The organism is Amycolatopsis sp. SID8362 (assembly GCF_010550475.1).
Classification (GTDB): domain Bacteria; phylum Actinomycetota; class Actinomycetes; order Mycobacteriales; family Pseudonocardiaceae; genus Amycolatopsis; species Amycolatopsis eburnea.
Map to the genome: position 1 here is coordinate 1 of NZ_JAAGNB010001322.1, position 12718 is coordinate 12718.

16 protein-coding genes are annotated in these 12718 nt (G+C 71.5%); 10 read left to right on the forward strand and 6 right to left on the reverse strand.

Going from position 1 to position 12718, the window contains the following annotated elements; all coding sequences use genetic code 11:
- Positions 1 to 666, reverse strand: a 666-nt coding sequence (locus tag G3I65_RS40720; protein WP_160700804.1) for an alpha/beta fold hydrolase, incomplete at its 3' end; no start/stop codon positions are given.
- 189 nt (positions 667 to 855) lie between these two features.
- On the opposite strand from G3I65_RS40720, the gene G3I65_RS40725 reads away from it, so the two are divergent.
- From G3I65_RS40725 to G3I65_RS40740, 4 genes are all read left to right on the forward strand, one after another.
- Entirely contained in the window at positions 856 to 1506 is a 651-nt protein-coding gene (locus G3I65_RS40725; RefSeq protein WP_160700805.1) for a VCBS repeat-containing protein, read from the forward strand.
- Between the two features lie 56 nt (positions 1507 to 1562).
- A complete protein-coding gene (locus tag G3I65_RS40730) occupies positions 1563 to 2393 on the forward strand; it encodes an NAD(P)H-binding protein (protein WP_160700806.1) in 831 nt (276 codons plus the stop codon).
- Between the two features lie 453 nt (positions 2394 to 2846).
- Positions 2847 to 3506 (forward strand): hypothetical protein, encoded by a 660-nt coding sequence (locus G3I65_RS40735; protein ID WP_160700807.1) that lies wholly within the window; start codon positions 2847 to 2849, stop codon positions 3504 to 3506.
- 13 nt (positions 3507 to 3519) lie between these two features.
- Positions 3520 to 4347 carry a hypothetical protein gene (locus G3I65_RS40740; protein WP_160700808.1) on the forward strand — a complete coding sequence of 276 codons (828 nt, stop codon included), beginning with the start codon at positions 3520 to 3522 and terminating at the stop codon, positions 4345 to 4347.
- 171 nt (positions 4348 to 4518) lie between these two features.
- Here G3I65_RS40740 and G3I65_RS40745 read toward each other — a convergent pair whose 3' ends face one another.
- A complete protein-coding gene (locus G3I65_RS40745; RefSeq protein ID WP_160700809.1) occupies positions 4519 to 5688 on the reverse strand; it encodes an MFS transporter in 1170 nt (389 codons plus the stop codon).
- Positions 5689 to 5762: 74 nt separating this feature from the next.
- Between G3I65_RS40745 and G3I65_RS40750 the strand changes: the two genes are divergently transcribed.
- The gene (locus tag G3I65_RS40750; RefSeq protein ID WP_160700810.1) at positions 5763 to 6293 is read left to right on the forward strand and encodes an ABATE domain-containing protein; all 531 of its coding nucleotides are present in this window, start codon (positions 5763 to 5765) and stop codon (positions 6291 to 6293) included.
- Between the two features lie 48 nt (positions 6294 to 6341).
- On the opposite strand, the gene G3I65_RS40755 is transcribed toward G3I65_RS40750, so the two are convergent.
- A complete protein-coding gene (locus tag G3I65_RS40755; RefSeq protein WP_160700811.1) occupies positions 6342 to 6776 on the reverse strand; it encodes an OsmC family peroxiredoxin in 435 nt (144 codons plus the stop codon).
- Complete coding sequence (locus tag G3I65_RS40760) at positions 6763 to 7221, reverse strand: MarR family winged helix-turn-helix transcriptional regulator (RefSeq protein ID WP_160700812.1); 459 nt, start codon at positions 7219 to 7221, stop codon at positions 6763 to 6765. Before G3I65_RS40760 ends, G3I65_RS40755 begins: the two co-directional genes overlap by 14 nt.
- Before the next feature lie 77 nt (positions 7222 to 7298).
- On the opposite strand from G3I65_RS40760, the gene G3I65_RS40765 reads away from it, so the two are divergent.
- Positions 7299 to 7805 (forward strand): DinB family protein, encoded by a 507-nt coding sequence (locus tag G3I65_RS40765; RefSeq protein ID WP_160700813.1) that lies wholly within the window; start codon positions 7299 to 7301, stop codon positions 7803 to 7805.
- Here the strand turns inward: G3I65_RS40765 and G3I65_RS40770 are convergent.
- A complete protein-coding gene (locus tag G3I65_RS40770) occupies positions 7792 to 8553 on the reverse strand; it encodes a DUF1295 domain-containing protein (RefSeq protein ID WP_160700814.1) in 762 nt (253 codons plus the stop codon). The genes G3I65_RS40765 and G3I65_RS40770 overlap by 14 nt on opposite strands.
- Positions 8553 to 9818: a cyclopropane-fatty-acyl-phospholipid synthase family protein gene (locus G3I65_RS40775; RefSeq protein WP_160700815.1), complete on the reverse strand. Its 1266-nt coding sequence runs from the start codon at positions 9816 to 9818 to the stop codon at positions 8553 to 8555. Before G3I65_RS40775 ends, G3I65_RS40770 begins: the two co-directional genes overlap by 1 nt.
- Positions 9819 to 9900: 82 nt before the next feature.
- Here G3I65_RS40775 and G3I65_RS40780 point away from each other — a divergent pair, with 82 nt between their 5' ends.
- From G3I65_RS40780 to G3I65_RS40795, 4 genes are all read left to right on the forward strand, one after another.
- A complete protein-coding gene (locus G3I65_RS40780) occupies positions 9901 to 11169 on the forward strand; it encodes an FAD-dependent oxidoreductase (protein ID WP_160700816.1) in 1269 nt (422 codons plus the stop codon).
- Complete coding sequence (locus tag G3I65_RS40785) at positions 11163 to 11897, forward strand: DUF1365 domain-containing protein (RefSeq protein ID WP_160700817.1); 735 nt, start codon at positions 11163 to 11165, stop codon at positions 11895 to 11897. Before G3I65_RS40780 ends, G3I65_RS40785 begins: the two co-directional genes overlap by 7 nt.
- Complete coding sequence (gene sigK / locus G3I65_RS40790) at positions 11890 to 12504, forward strand: ECF RNA polymerase sigma factor SigK (protein ID WP_160700818.1); 615 nt, start codon at positions 11890 to 11892, stop codon at positions 12502 to 12504. The genes G3I65_RS40785 and sigK overlap by 8 nt, the downstream gene beginning before the upstream one ends.
- A gap of 11 nt (positions 12505 to 12515) precedes the next feature.
- A partial coding sequence (locus tag G3I65_RS40795; RefSeq protein ID WP_160700819.1) for a zf-HC2 domain-containing protein occupies positions 12516 to 12718 on the forward strand: 203 nt, incomplete at its 3' end.

A 12718-nucleotide genomic window follows, 5' to 3' on the forward strand; every position in this document is an offset into this window, starting at 1 on the left:
GAGCGTCTCGCGGTGGGCCGCCCACGCGGCGAGGTGCCCGCCCGCCGAGTGGCCGAGCAGCACGACGCGGCTCGTGTCGAGCGCGGGGTCCATGCCGTCCAGGGCGTCGACCGCGGCGGCGACGTCGAGGAAGGTCCCGGGCCAGCCGCCGCCGGGCTCGCCGATCCGCCGGTACTCGACGTTCCACACCGCGTACCCGCGCGCGACCAGGTCGTCGGCAACACCGGTGAGCTGGCGGCGGTCCCAGAGCGCCGTCCAGTAGCCGCCGTGGAGCAGGGCCACGACGGGGAAGGGGCCGTCGCCTTCGGGCAGGTACAGCTCGCCCACCTGCGACGGCTCGGGCCCGTAGGCGACGGTGCGCACGCGAGCGTCCTCGGGGTCGTCGTAGCGCACGCCGCGCTCGGCGCCGACGAGCCCGTCGATGGTGCCGAAGAAGGCGGCGATGGCGGGCAGGTTCGCGCCCTTGGCCTTCGACTCGTCCCAGGCGGTGTCGTCGGTCCACTCGACGAAGTCCAGCCAGGTGTTCTCGTCGACGCGGACCAGGCGCGCGGACCGGAACCCGCGCCGGTCGGCCCGGAACGCCGCCACCATGCCGGGCCGCGCGGCCAGCATCGCCCGCGTGTTCTCCGGCTTCACGGTGAAGGTGGTCATTTCGATGACGGACATCTTCGGCTCCCAGTCAAGATTCGCGATAGTCAAGAAATATGACTAAATCCGGGGTGCCGGCATTCCGTCGTGGTCCGGTTGCGTTTGTGTGGCACATCACACCCCCGGCGCACCCGATGTCGACGTGAGCGTCTTTCTTCACGAGAGCACTTCCGGTGAAAAGATCACCGGAAGGTGGAGGGAGATCTCATGAACCGCACCGGAATCGTCCGCACCGCCACCGTTACCGGCGTCGCCGCCGCGCTGGGCCTCGCCGCCGCCGTACCGGCGCTCGCTGCGCCCGCCGACCCCGTCACCACGGTCGCCGACCTGAACGGCGACGGCGAGCTCGAGGTCGTGACCGTGCGGCAGACGGGGGACGACCAGCTGATCTCGGCCACCGTGAACGGCACCTACACCTCGATCCACCTCCCGCTGGACAGCCAGTTCGGCATCGAGGCCCCGCGGGTGACCGACCTCAACGGCGACGGCCGCGCCGAGCTGGTCGTGACCCAGTCGGTCGGCGCCAACACGACGTTCTTCTCCGCGCTGCACTTCGACGGCCGCAATCTCAGCCCCGTCGTCGGTCCGGACGATCAGCCGTTCTCGTTCGCCGAGGGTGGCGGCGTCGCGGCGCACCTCGGCTACACGTGCACGCCCTTCGAGGGTGGCCGCGCGTTCGTCGTGGTGGCCAGTGAGAACGACGACGTCAGCCGCCCGACCGACCGGTTCACCTACTCGGGCACGCGCACGGTCTACACCCTGCGCGACGGCGCGCTGAGCGTCCAGGAGTCGACGCCGATCACCGCCCGGCCGGCGAACGACCCGCTGCTCGCGGTGGACGCCGCCGGCTGTGCCTGACCCACGCTCTTCTCGTATGCCGTACGATGTCGTACGGCATACGAGAGGGGACTGTGATGACGATCTTGGTGACGGGCGCGACCGGCAGCGTGGGACGCCTGGTGGTCGACGAACTGCTGGCCACGGGGGTGCCGGTGCGCGCGCTGACCGTCGACCCCGGACGCGCGAAGCTGCCACCGGACGCCGAGGTGGTGGTCGGCTCGCTGGCGAAGCCGTCGACGCTCCCGGTGGCGCTCAAGGGTGTCTCGGCGGTCTACCTGGCGCCGCTGGCGCGGACCGTGCGGCGGTTCTGCGAGCTGGCGGCCGACGCCGGGGTCGAGCGGGTGGTCGCGCTGTCGGGCAGCACCGTCGGGGACGGCCACGAGGGGTCGAGCGGCAACGAGTACGGCGCCGTCGAGGCGGCCGTCCGGGAGGCCGGTTTCGCCTGGACCTTCCTGCGGCCCGGGGCGTTCATGAACAACACGCTGGACTGGGCGGACATGGTCCGCGCCGGCGAGGTCCGGATGGCCTACGGCGACGCCACGCAGACGCCCATCGACCTGCGCGACATCGCCGCGGTGGCGGCCCGGGTGTGCGTCGAGGACGGGCACGTCGGCGCCACGCACGTCCTCAGCGGTCCGGAGGCGATCAGCCTGCGCGAGCAGGTCGCGACGCTGGGATCGGTGCTGGGCAAGGAAATCCGCTTCCACGAGCTGACCCGCGACGAGCAGCGCGCGCTGTGGATCGGCTACGGCGTCCCGGAAACGGCCGTCGACTGGCTGCTCGACGGCTTCGAGGAGACGCTGCGGCACCCGCAGGTGCCGACCGGCGTCGTCGAAGAGCTGCTGGGCCGTCCCGGGACGACGTATGCGGAATGGGCCGCCGCGCGGCGGGACGTTTTCGCCTGAGGCGTGTGGCCGTTCGATTCACTCGGAAGGTGAAGCTCCCAAGGGGCGGTCCACCCGCCCCTGGGTCCGCGCGCCCGGCTGTCGAGGCAATTGTGCGATGCCGCGGACACCCCGTACGCCGGCGATGCGCCGCCCTCCGACGGGGCGGGCGGCGCCGCCGAACGGTTCCCGGATCGCCGCCGGGCTTCCCGTGCGTGATCATGAAGGCCGGGCCGTTCACCGTCCCGGCGTAGCGCGTTCGCCCGATACGGCGGGCCCGCGCATTCCGGCATTTTCGCCGGGATTTCCTGAATGTTTCCCCGGGTTCACCCCTGCGGGTTTTTTCGCCGTTTCCGCGCGTTCCCACACCTTCAGGTCATCGCCCCGATCCGGGGTGGCTTCCTCGGTACCATCGGTTGGCTTGGTGCGCACCGGCAGTCACGTTCGAAGACCATTGTCAGGAGCTGGTGAATCGTGACGAACACCGGAATCGATGGCGAAACGCTGACCGTGGTGGCGTCCGTGGTGGCGGTCCGGCACACCGTCGCCGTCCCGGCGGAAAACCGCGGCCAGATCGACAACGTGCTGCTGCTGGCGGTGCTGGCCGCCGGTGCGAAGTACAACATCGGCCTGCAGAGCGATGAGTGGTTCAGGACGTTCGACGACACGATCCAGACCGGTGCGGAGTGGGTCGTCGACGCGGGTTCCTGGAAGCGCGTGACCCGGTCGGGCAGCCCGTTCGACCTGGCCGTGATCCTGCCGGACGGCACCGCGGACACCGAGCGGGCGCTGGTCGCCGTGCGCTCGGAGCACTACCCGCTGCGCGGCGCGCTGCGGTTCGGGGCCGTGGCGAGCGCGGACGTCGCCGTGCTGTGCGCGGTGGCGGACGTGACGCCGCGGCCGGGAGTGCTGTCCGTCGTGCTGGGCGCCGTCGCCTACCGCTTCAAATCCGACCTGAGCGTCGACAACCCGCTGGCGCCGTGCCCCTGGGCCGAAGTGGACGACGCATTCCTGCGGCTGTCGAAATACACGATCGACACCACGAAGGCCGGATACGACGCGATCCAGCAGCGGATCGCGAAAGCGCTCGGCGACCGGGTCGAGAAATACCTCTACCGCACACCGATCAAGTGAAACGAGGAAACCGATGATCACCAAGGAAGCCCCCTTCACGCTCTCGGCCGACGCCGTCCCCGGGCAGCGCGACCGCGCGGTGGACTACCTGGAGAACCTGCCGCTCGCCGACGTCGACACCCAATCCCGGCCCGGCCGCGGCGTGTACCTGCCGACCGGCGACACCTTCGGCACCTCGAAGGTCACCCCGGCGAACGGCAACTCGGCCGCGCAGGACACGATCGTGGCACCCGACGCGATGGGTGACGCCAACTACACGGCCGTCATGCGCACGAAGCTGCTGGCGCAGATGGGCGCCCGCACCGAGTTCGACGTCAACCGCGAAACCGACAAGTACTACCAGAAGTACATGGAGATCCTCGGCTACTGCGGCTGGGTGCAGAACTACAGCAAGTGGCGGCAGTACACGTCGTCGAGCTCCAGCCTCGAGATCAGCCAGGTGCTCATCGACCTGCTGACGGGCCTGCTGGTCGGCCCGCAGCTGGAGCTGCTGGAGACGGCGCTGACGGTGCTGAAGACGGGCTACTCGTCGAACGAGCAGATCCGCCTGCTCGGCAAGGACAAGGCGGCGGACAAGGAAGTCAACTTCGACCTCGGCGTCGTCGGCGAGGACGCCCACGCCTGGCCGACGTTCAAGCCGGTGTTCTTCGCGATCTCGGCCGAGTCCGAGACCGTGAACATCCTGTTCGCCACCTTGAAGACCAGCCAGACGTCGGTGTTCTACGCGACGTCCGACCAGACCCTCGACATGAGCCACTACGCGAAGGTCAAGGCGACGGTCGAAGCCAAGACGGAGGAGGCCGCGAAGAAGTACATCGAGAACCTGCCGATCGCCGACTGACCGGCAGACGCCGGCCGTGGTGACCTGGCCCCGGGACCACCACGGCCGGGCCGCACCGGGGGTGCCGGGCGAAGAACCGGTTCCCGGCCTCACTGCGGCAGGACGCGCGGCGGAATGGTGACCTGCCGCGGCTCGACGACGGCCGGCCGGCTACCTCGGTCACGTCACGCCCTAGACGCGCGTGCGGGTCATCCCGGCCAGGCCGAGCAGCGGGAGCGCGCCGGCGAACACGACCACGGCCGTCCAGCCGCCGAGGTGGAACGCGATCGAGCCCGCCTGGGAGCCGATCGCGCCGCCGACGAAGAACGTGCCCAGGTACACGCTGTTCACGCGGGCGCGGGCGGCCGGGTCGAGCTGGTAGATCACGTGCTGGCCGGTCACCAGCGTCGTCTGGACCGCCATGTCGACGGCGATCGCGGCGATGGCCAGCAGGACGACGCTGTGCGCGCCGAACCCGGCGAGCGCGAACGCCGCCGCGCAGAGCACGAAGGCGCCCGCGGTGAGCCGCCGGCCGTGGCCGTGGTCCGACCACCGCCCGGCCAGCGGCGCCACCGCGGCGCCCGCGGCACCGGCCAGCGCGAACAGGCCGACGCCGAGCTGGCTGTAGCCGAACGGCGGCGCGGTGAGCACGAAGGCGATGGTGGTCCAGAAGGCGCTGAAGGCACCGAACATCGCCGACTGGTACAGCGCGCGGTGGCGCAGCGCCGGGTGCTTGCGCCACATGGCCAGCGTCGAGCGGATCAGCTGCCCGTAGCGGACGTCGGTCTTGGGCGCCCGCTGCGGCAGGCTGAACCGCAGCACGACGGCGAGCGCGGCCATCGCCGCCGCCGAGATGAGGAACACGACGCGCCAGCTCGTCACCTCGGCCAGCAGGCTCGCGACCACACGGGAAAGGAGGATGCCGAACAGCAGCCCGCTCACGACCCGCCCGACGATCCGGCCGCGGATGTCGTCGGGGGAGAGGTCGGCGGCGAACGGGATGAGGATCTGCACGACGACCGACGTCGCCCCGACGAGCAGGGAAGCGATCAGCAGCACGGCGAACCCGGGCGCGACCCCGGTGACGACCAGTCCCGCGGAGGCGACCGCGAGCAGCGTCGCGACGAGCCCGCGGTTCTCGAGCCGGTCGCCGAGCGGGACGAGCAGCAGCATCCCGGCGGCGTACCCGATCTGGGTGGCGGTGACGACCCCGCCGGCGGCGGCTTCGCCCACCCCGAACGTCCCGCGCAGCTCCGCGAGCAGCGGCTGGGCGTAGTAGAGGTTCGCGACCGTCAGTCCACAGGAGACGGCCAGCAGCAGGACGAGCCAGCTGGGTGGTGCTTGCTGCTTCGTGTCGGTCATCGCGCTCCCCCGGAACCGGTTTGATCGGTTCCCGACGGTACCAGTCAAACCGGTTCCGGCGTACTGTGAGCCTCATGACGGAACGCTTCCGCTCGGGTGCGGGCAGGCTGTGCCTCGACTTCGTCCGCACGCTGCGCTACCGCGGCACGCCCACGGAGACGGAGGAACTTCCGGACGCGGCGGCGTGGGGCGCGTGGATCGACCAGCTGGGCCCGTTTTCGGCGCCGGTCCGCCCGGCCGGGGTGGCCGACGCGCGAGCGGCGCGCGAAGCGATCCACGAACTGCTTACGGGTTCCTTGCGTCCGTCGTCGCGTCAGCGGTTGAACCGTTTCGCGGCGCTGCCGGTACCGGCGCCTTCGCTGACGCCGTCGGGCGAACTGCGCTGGCAGGCCGAGGATCCCGCGGCCGCGATGCTGGCGCTGCTGACCCGGGACGCGCTGGAGCTGGCGACGTCTCGCGAGTTCGCGCGGGTCCGGCGCTGCGCGGGACCGGCGTGCGGCGCGCTGTTCCTGGACACGTCGAGGCCGGGCACGCGCCGGTGGTGCTCGATGGAGATCTGCGGCAACCAGGCGAAGAAGTCGACTTATCGAGCCAAGGTCCACTGACGCGGAAACGGCCCCCTCGCAAAAGGAGGGGGCCGTTCGCGAAGGGCGTCAGTTGAGGGCCGCGTCCATGGTGATCGTCGTGCCCGCCAGTGCCTTCGACACCGGGCACGTCTTCTCCGCCGTCTCGGCGTACTCGGCGAACTGCTCCGCCGTGACGCCCTCGATGGACGCGCGCAGCGTGATCGCGATGCCGCTGATCTCGAAGCCGCCGCCGGCCGCCGGGCCGAGGGTCACCTCCGCGCTCACGTCGATCGAGTCCGCGGTGATCTTCTGGGCTTCGAGCACGCCCGACAGGTTCATCGCCAGGCACGACGAGTGGGCCGCCGCGATGAGCTCCTCGGGGCTCGTCTGGCCGTCCGGGTTGCCCGCGCGGGTCGGGAACGAGACGGAGAACGTGCCTGCGTTGGACGAGTCCAGCGTGACCTCGCCCTTCCCGTTCTGCAGTCCGCCGACCCAGTGGGTGGTCGCGTCACGGCTGGGCATCAGGGCCTCCATGGGTGTAGGCGGCGGCCGACGCCGTCAGCCGCCGCAGGGTGTCGATGAGCTGCCGCCGCTCGCTGTCGCCGAGGCCCAGCGCGCAGCCGATCGCCGAGGGGACGCCCGCGGCGCGCGTGCGCGTCGAACGGCCTTCCTCGGTCAGGCTGACCACCACGGTGCGTTCGTCTTCGGGCAGGCGTGCCCGGGTGACGAGCCCGTTGGCCTCGAGTCGTTTGAGCAGCGGGGAAAGCGTGCCGTAGTCCAGGTGCAGCGCCTCGCCGATCTCCTTGACCGGCCGGGCGTCGGACTCCCAGAGCACCAGCAGCACGAGGTACTGCGGGTACGTGAGACCCAGCTCGCCGAGCAGGGGACGGTAGGTGTCCGTCACCGCGCGCGACGCCGCGTAGAGCGCGAAGCAGGCTTGCTCATCCAAGAGGAACTCGTCCGGCACGTCCACAAACCTAGCCCACGATTACATCGTGCGCAAGGTATCGGGAACTGTCGGACCCCTCTGGCAGAGTGCCGATCATGACCGAACGACCGCAGCGCCCGGAAGTCCCGCTCACCGGCGGCGAGCGCGAGATCCTGACGGGCCTGCTCGACTACCACCGCGCCACCGTCGCGTGGAAGTCCGGCGGGCTCACCGAAGACCAGGCCCGCCAGGCGCACCTGCCGAGCGAGCTGACCACCGTCGCCGGGCTGATCGCCCACCTGACCCTGAACGAGTGGTTCTGGTTCGCCGTCGTCGTCGACGGCGAGGAGGACACCTGGGCGGAGCGGCTCGAGCTGGACCCGGACGCCGAGTTCCGGGTCCCGCCCGGCACCAGCGTCGAAACGCTGCTCGCCGACTACGAAAAGCAGTGCGCCCGCAGCCGGGAGATCATCGCCGGCCGCGGCTTCGACGACGAGGTGACGCACAAGCACGAGACCTTCAACGTCCGCTGGGTGCTCACGCACATGATCGAGGAGACCGCCCGGCACGTCGGCCACCTCGACGTCCTGCGCGAGCTGACCGACGGCCTCACCGGGGAGTGACCTTCTTCGGCGGCAGCGGGAAGAAGCCGCTGGTGCGCTCGACGTAGTGCGCGTACGCCGGGCGCGTTTTCGCCATCCCCTTCTCCAGCATGGGTTTGCCCGTGCCGCGGGCGAGGGTGAACGTCATCGCCACGGGGGAGAGGATCGTCAGCGCGCCCGGCCACGTCGAGCAGGCCAGCAGGTAGAGGCCCCACCACACGCACGCGTCGCCGAAGTAGTTCGGGTGCCGCGTGTAGCGCCACAGGCCGGTGTCCAGCACGCGGCCGCGGTTGGCCGGGTCGGCCTTGAAGCGGCGCAGCTGGTCGTCGCCGACCGTCTCGAACCCGAAGCCGACCGCCCACACGGCGATGCCCAGCCAGCCCAGGACGCCGATCCCCGTGCCGTCCACGGCGAACTGCACCGGAAGGGAGACGAAGTACAGCACCACCGCCTGGAACAGGTAGACGCGCACGAACATCTTCAGCGGCCCGTGGCCCATCCGCGCGTACCGCGGGTCCTCGGGCAGCTTGTGGTTGCGCAGGTGCAGGTGCGCCGACAACCGCACACCCCAGACCACCGTCAGGAGGACCACCACGATCCGCAGGGACAGCGGGCCGTCGCCGAAGGGGAACGCGGCGACCGCGACGATGGCGAACCCGAGCCCCCAGAACGTGTCGATCGTGTCGTAGCGCTTGCGCGCCCGCGCGATCCCGAAGGTCAGCACCACCGCCACGAGCGTGACGGCGGCCGTGACGAGCAGCTGCGGCATCAGAGCCACTCCCGCGTCGCCGGCATCCCGCTCGTCCCGTCCGGGTGCGGACGCACCGACAGGATCTGGTCCACGCCCATCCGGTTCTCCTCGAACGCCAGCGCCCCGCCCACCAGGTACAGCCGCCAGACCCGCGCGCCGGTCTCGCCGATCAGCGCGACGACGTCGGCCCAGTTCTCCTCCAGGGTGTCGGCCCAGGCGCGCACCGTCCAGACGTAGTGCTCGCGCATCGCGTGCACGTCCCGGACCTCCAGGCCCGCGGTCTCCAGGTGGTCGACCGTCCGCCCGACCGGGCGCATGGTCATGTCCGGGGCGATGTACCGCTCGATGAACGCGCCGCCGCCGGGGGCGACGTTCCCGCGCGACATCTGCTGGATGAGCACCCGGCCGCCGGGCTTCACCATGCGGTGCAGCGTCGCCGCGTACGCCGGGTAGTTGACCTCGCCGACGTGCTCGCCCATCTCGATCGACGCCACCGCGTCGAACGGCGCGTCCGGCAGCTCGCGGTAGTCCTGCCGCCGGACCTCGACGCGGTCTTCGAGGTCGTGCTGGGCGAGCCGGGCGCGGATGTGCTGCAGCTGCTCGGCCGAGAGCGTGATGCCGACGGCGTGCACGCCGTGGTGCTTGGCCGCGTGGACCAGCAGCGAGCCCCAGCCGCAGCCGACGTCGAGCAGCCGCGCCCCCGGCCGCAGCCCCAGCTTGCGGCAGATCAGTTCCAGCTTGTCGTGCTGCGCCTGCTCGAGGCTCTGCGATTCGGACGTGAAGTACGCGCTCGAGTACGCCATCGACTCGTCCAGGAGCAGCTGGTAGAAGGCGTTGCTCAGGTCGTAGTGGTGCGCGATGGCCGACTTGTCGCGCAGCAGGCTGTGCAGCTTGCCCGTCAGGCGGGCTTCCTCGGCGGGCGGCTTCGGCGGCGGCCCGACGACGCCCAGCGCGGCCGCGAGCCGGACCGCCTCGGCCCAGTCGCGCGGCCCGAGCTTCACCCGGTTCAGCTCGCCGGAGCGGGTGAGGGCCCAGATCCGGCGGAAGCCGTCCGCCAGATCTCCTTCGACGTCGAGGTCACCGGTCACGTAGGCGCGGGCGAGCCCCAGCTCGCCGGGCGCGTAGAGCAGGCGGCGCAGGGCGCGGCGGTTGCGCAGGACCACCGTGGGCGCGTCCACGGGACCCGCCCGGGTCCCGTCCCAGGTCCGGAGGCCGACCGGGAGTTGTCCGCCGAGGAGCTTCTCGGCGAACGAGGCGAGGCGGTGCGCGGTGCTGTTCGGCATGTCCGGGATTCGCTCCGCCCCGCGCGGTGGATTGGTCCGGCCCGAGGCCAATCCGCTCCCGGCGCGGCGGCGAAGTACCGGTGTGGAGATCACGGGAGAACGCATCGCCGTCATCGGCAGCGGGGTGGCCGGGCTGACGGCGGCATACCTGCTGCAACGCGAGTACGAGGTGCTGCTCTTCGAGTCCGACGACCGGCTCGGCGGGCACGCGCACACCCACGACGTGCCCAGCGCCCACGGCGGCACCGTCGGCGTGGACTCGGGGTTCATCGTCCACAACGAGCGCACCTACCCGACGCTGCTCAAGCTGTTCGGGGAGCTCGGCGTGCGCACCCGCGACACCGAGATGTCGATGAGCATCCGCTGCGACGGCTGCGGCCTCCAGTACGCCGGCGCGAAGGGGCTGGCCGGGCTGTTCGCCCAGCGCGGCAACCTCACCCGGCCCCGCTACCTGCGGATGCTCACCGAGGTGAAGCGGTTCCACCGGCACGCGAAGCGGCTGCTGACGGCCAAGGACGCGGGGGACGTCACCCTCGGCGCGTTCCTCGCCATCGGTGGCTACACGCGCTACTTCGTCGACCACTTCATGCTGCCGCTGGTGTCCACGGTCTGGTCGGCCGACCGCAGCGACACCCTCCGCTACCCGGCGCGGTACCTGTTCGAGTTCCTCCGCAACCACGGCATGCTGAGCGTCAAGAACTCGCCGTCCTGGCGGACCGTCGTCGGCGGCTCCCGCGAGTACGTCGAGCGCGCCGCCAAGCAGCTCACCGCGGTCCACCTGTCCACGCCGGTCCGCTCGGTGCTGCGGACCGCGCACGGCGTCGAGGTCCGCGACGACGCCGACACGCCGCACCGGGTCGACAAGGTCGTCGTGGCCACGCACGCCGACCAGGCGCTGGCCCTGCTGGCCAACCCGACCGCCACCGAGCGCGCGGTGCTCGGCGCGTTCCGCTACTCCGCCAACGAAGCCTGGCTGCACACCGACACGAGCGTGCTGCCCTCGCTGGCCGACGCGCGGGCCGGCTGGAACTACCGCGCGCCGGTCTGCGGCGCCCCCACCGGTGCCGTCCAGGTCAGCTACGACATGAACCGCCTGATGCGGCTCGACGAGCCGACCGGCTACGTCGTCACGCTGAACCCGGGTGACGGTCCCGGAAAGGCGCACCTGGTCGCGCGGATGCGGTACGAGCACCCGGTCTACACGCCGGAATCCGTTGCCGCGCAACGCCGGCTGCCCGAGCTCAACGACGGCGTGTTCGCCTACGCCGGCGCCTACCACGGCTGGGGGTTCCACGAGGACGGCTGCTCCTCGGGCGCCCGCGCCGCCGAAAGCCTCGGGGTGGTGTGGTGACGAACGCCCTCTACGACGCCACGGTCGCGCACGTGCGGCGGATCGACCCGCCGCACTCCTTCGCGCACCGCGTGTACCTGTGGCTGGTCGACCTCGACGCGCCGCCGCGGCTGCCGTGGTGGTTGCGGTCGTTCGCCCGGTTCGACCGCCGGGACCACTTCGCCGCGGCCGACCCGCGCGGGATCCGGGAGAAGCTGGACGCCTGGCTCGCCGAACGCGGCGTCGACCTGCGCGGCGGCCGGGTCGTCATGCTCGCCGCCGCGCGCGTGCTCGGGTACGTGTTCAACCCGATCAGCGTCTACTGGTGCCACGACGCCGAGGGCGGGCTCGCGTGCGTCGTCGCCGAGGTGCACAACACCTACGGCGGGCGGCACGCCTACCTGCTGCGCCCCGACGACGCCGGGCTCGCCCGCGCGGCCAAGGAGTTCTACGTCTCGCCGTTCCAGGAGATGGACGGCGAGTACCGGATGCGCCTGCCGCGCCCGGAAGCACTGCTCGACCTCACCGTCGCGTTGCGCCGCGGGAATTCGACGCCGCTCGTCGCTACGCTTCGGGGAGTCCGCCGCCCGGTGGACCCGCGGTGGCTGGCCCGGCTCGTGCTGGCCCGGCCGCTGCTCCCGCAGCGGGTGTCCGCGCTCATCCGCCGCCACGGCATCGCGTTGTGGCTGCGGAAGGCGCCGGTCGTCGCGCGCACCCCGCAGAACGCCGGAGGACAGCTGCATGGATGAGCCGGCCCGCCCGCGCCACATCGCTCCGGTGCCCGCCGAGAACGCCGACCGGCCCGCGGTGCCGTCCTCGGAGGAGCTCATGGTGCGCGTCGCCAAGGGCGACGAACGGGCCTTCGAGCTGCTCTACGACCAGCTCGCGGGACCCATCTTCGGGCTCGTCCGGCGGATCGTGCGCGACGCGGCCCAGTCCGAAGAGGTGGCCCAGGAGGTCCTCGTCGAACTGTGGCGCACCGCGACGCGGTACGCGCCGGCCAAGGGGTCCGCGCTGAACTGGGCGATGACCCTGGCGCACCGCCGCGCGGTCGACCGCGTCCGCTCGGCGCGCGCCAGCACCGAGCGCGAGCAGAAGGCGACCTTCGAAGCCGCCCGCGGGCGCCCGTTCGACGAGGTCGCCGAGTCCGTCACCGCGCGGCTCGAACGCTCCCAGGTGCGCCGGTGCCTGTCCTTCCTGACCGACCTGCAGCGCGAGTCCGTGCTGCTCGCCTACTACCAGGGCTATACGTATCGCGAGGTGGCCGAAGTGCTGTCGACGCCGCAGGGAACCATCAAGACGCGGCTGCGGGACGGGCTGATCCGCCTGCGGGACTGCCTGGGGGTGACCGCTTGAGCACGCCGGAGATGCACACCCTGGCCGGCGCCTTCGCCCTCGACGCGGTCAACGACGTCGAGCGCGCGGAGTTCGCCCGCCACCTCGAGCAGTGCGAGTCGTGCGCGCAGGAGGTCGCCGAGCTGCGCGCGACCGCGGCGCGGCTGGGCGCGGCGATGGCCGAGGAGCCGCCGCCGGAGTTCAAGGACCGCGTCCTTGCGGCCATGCACGCCAC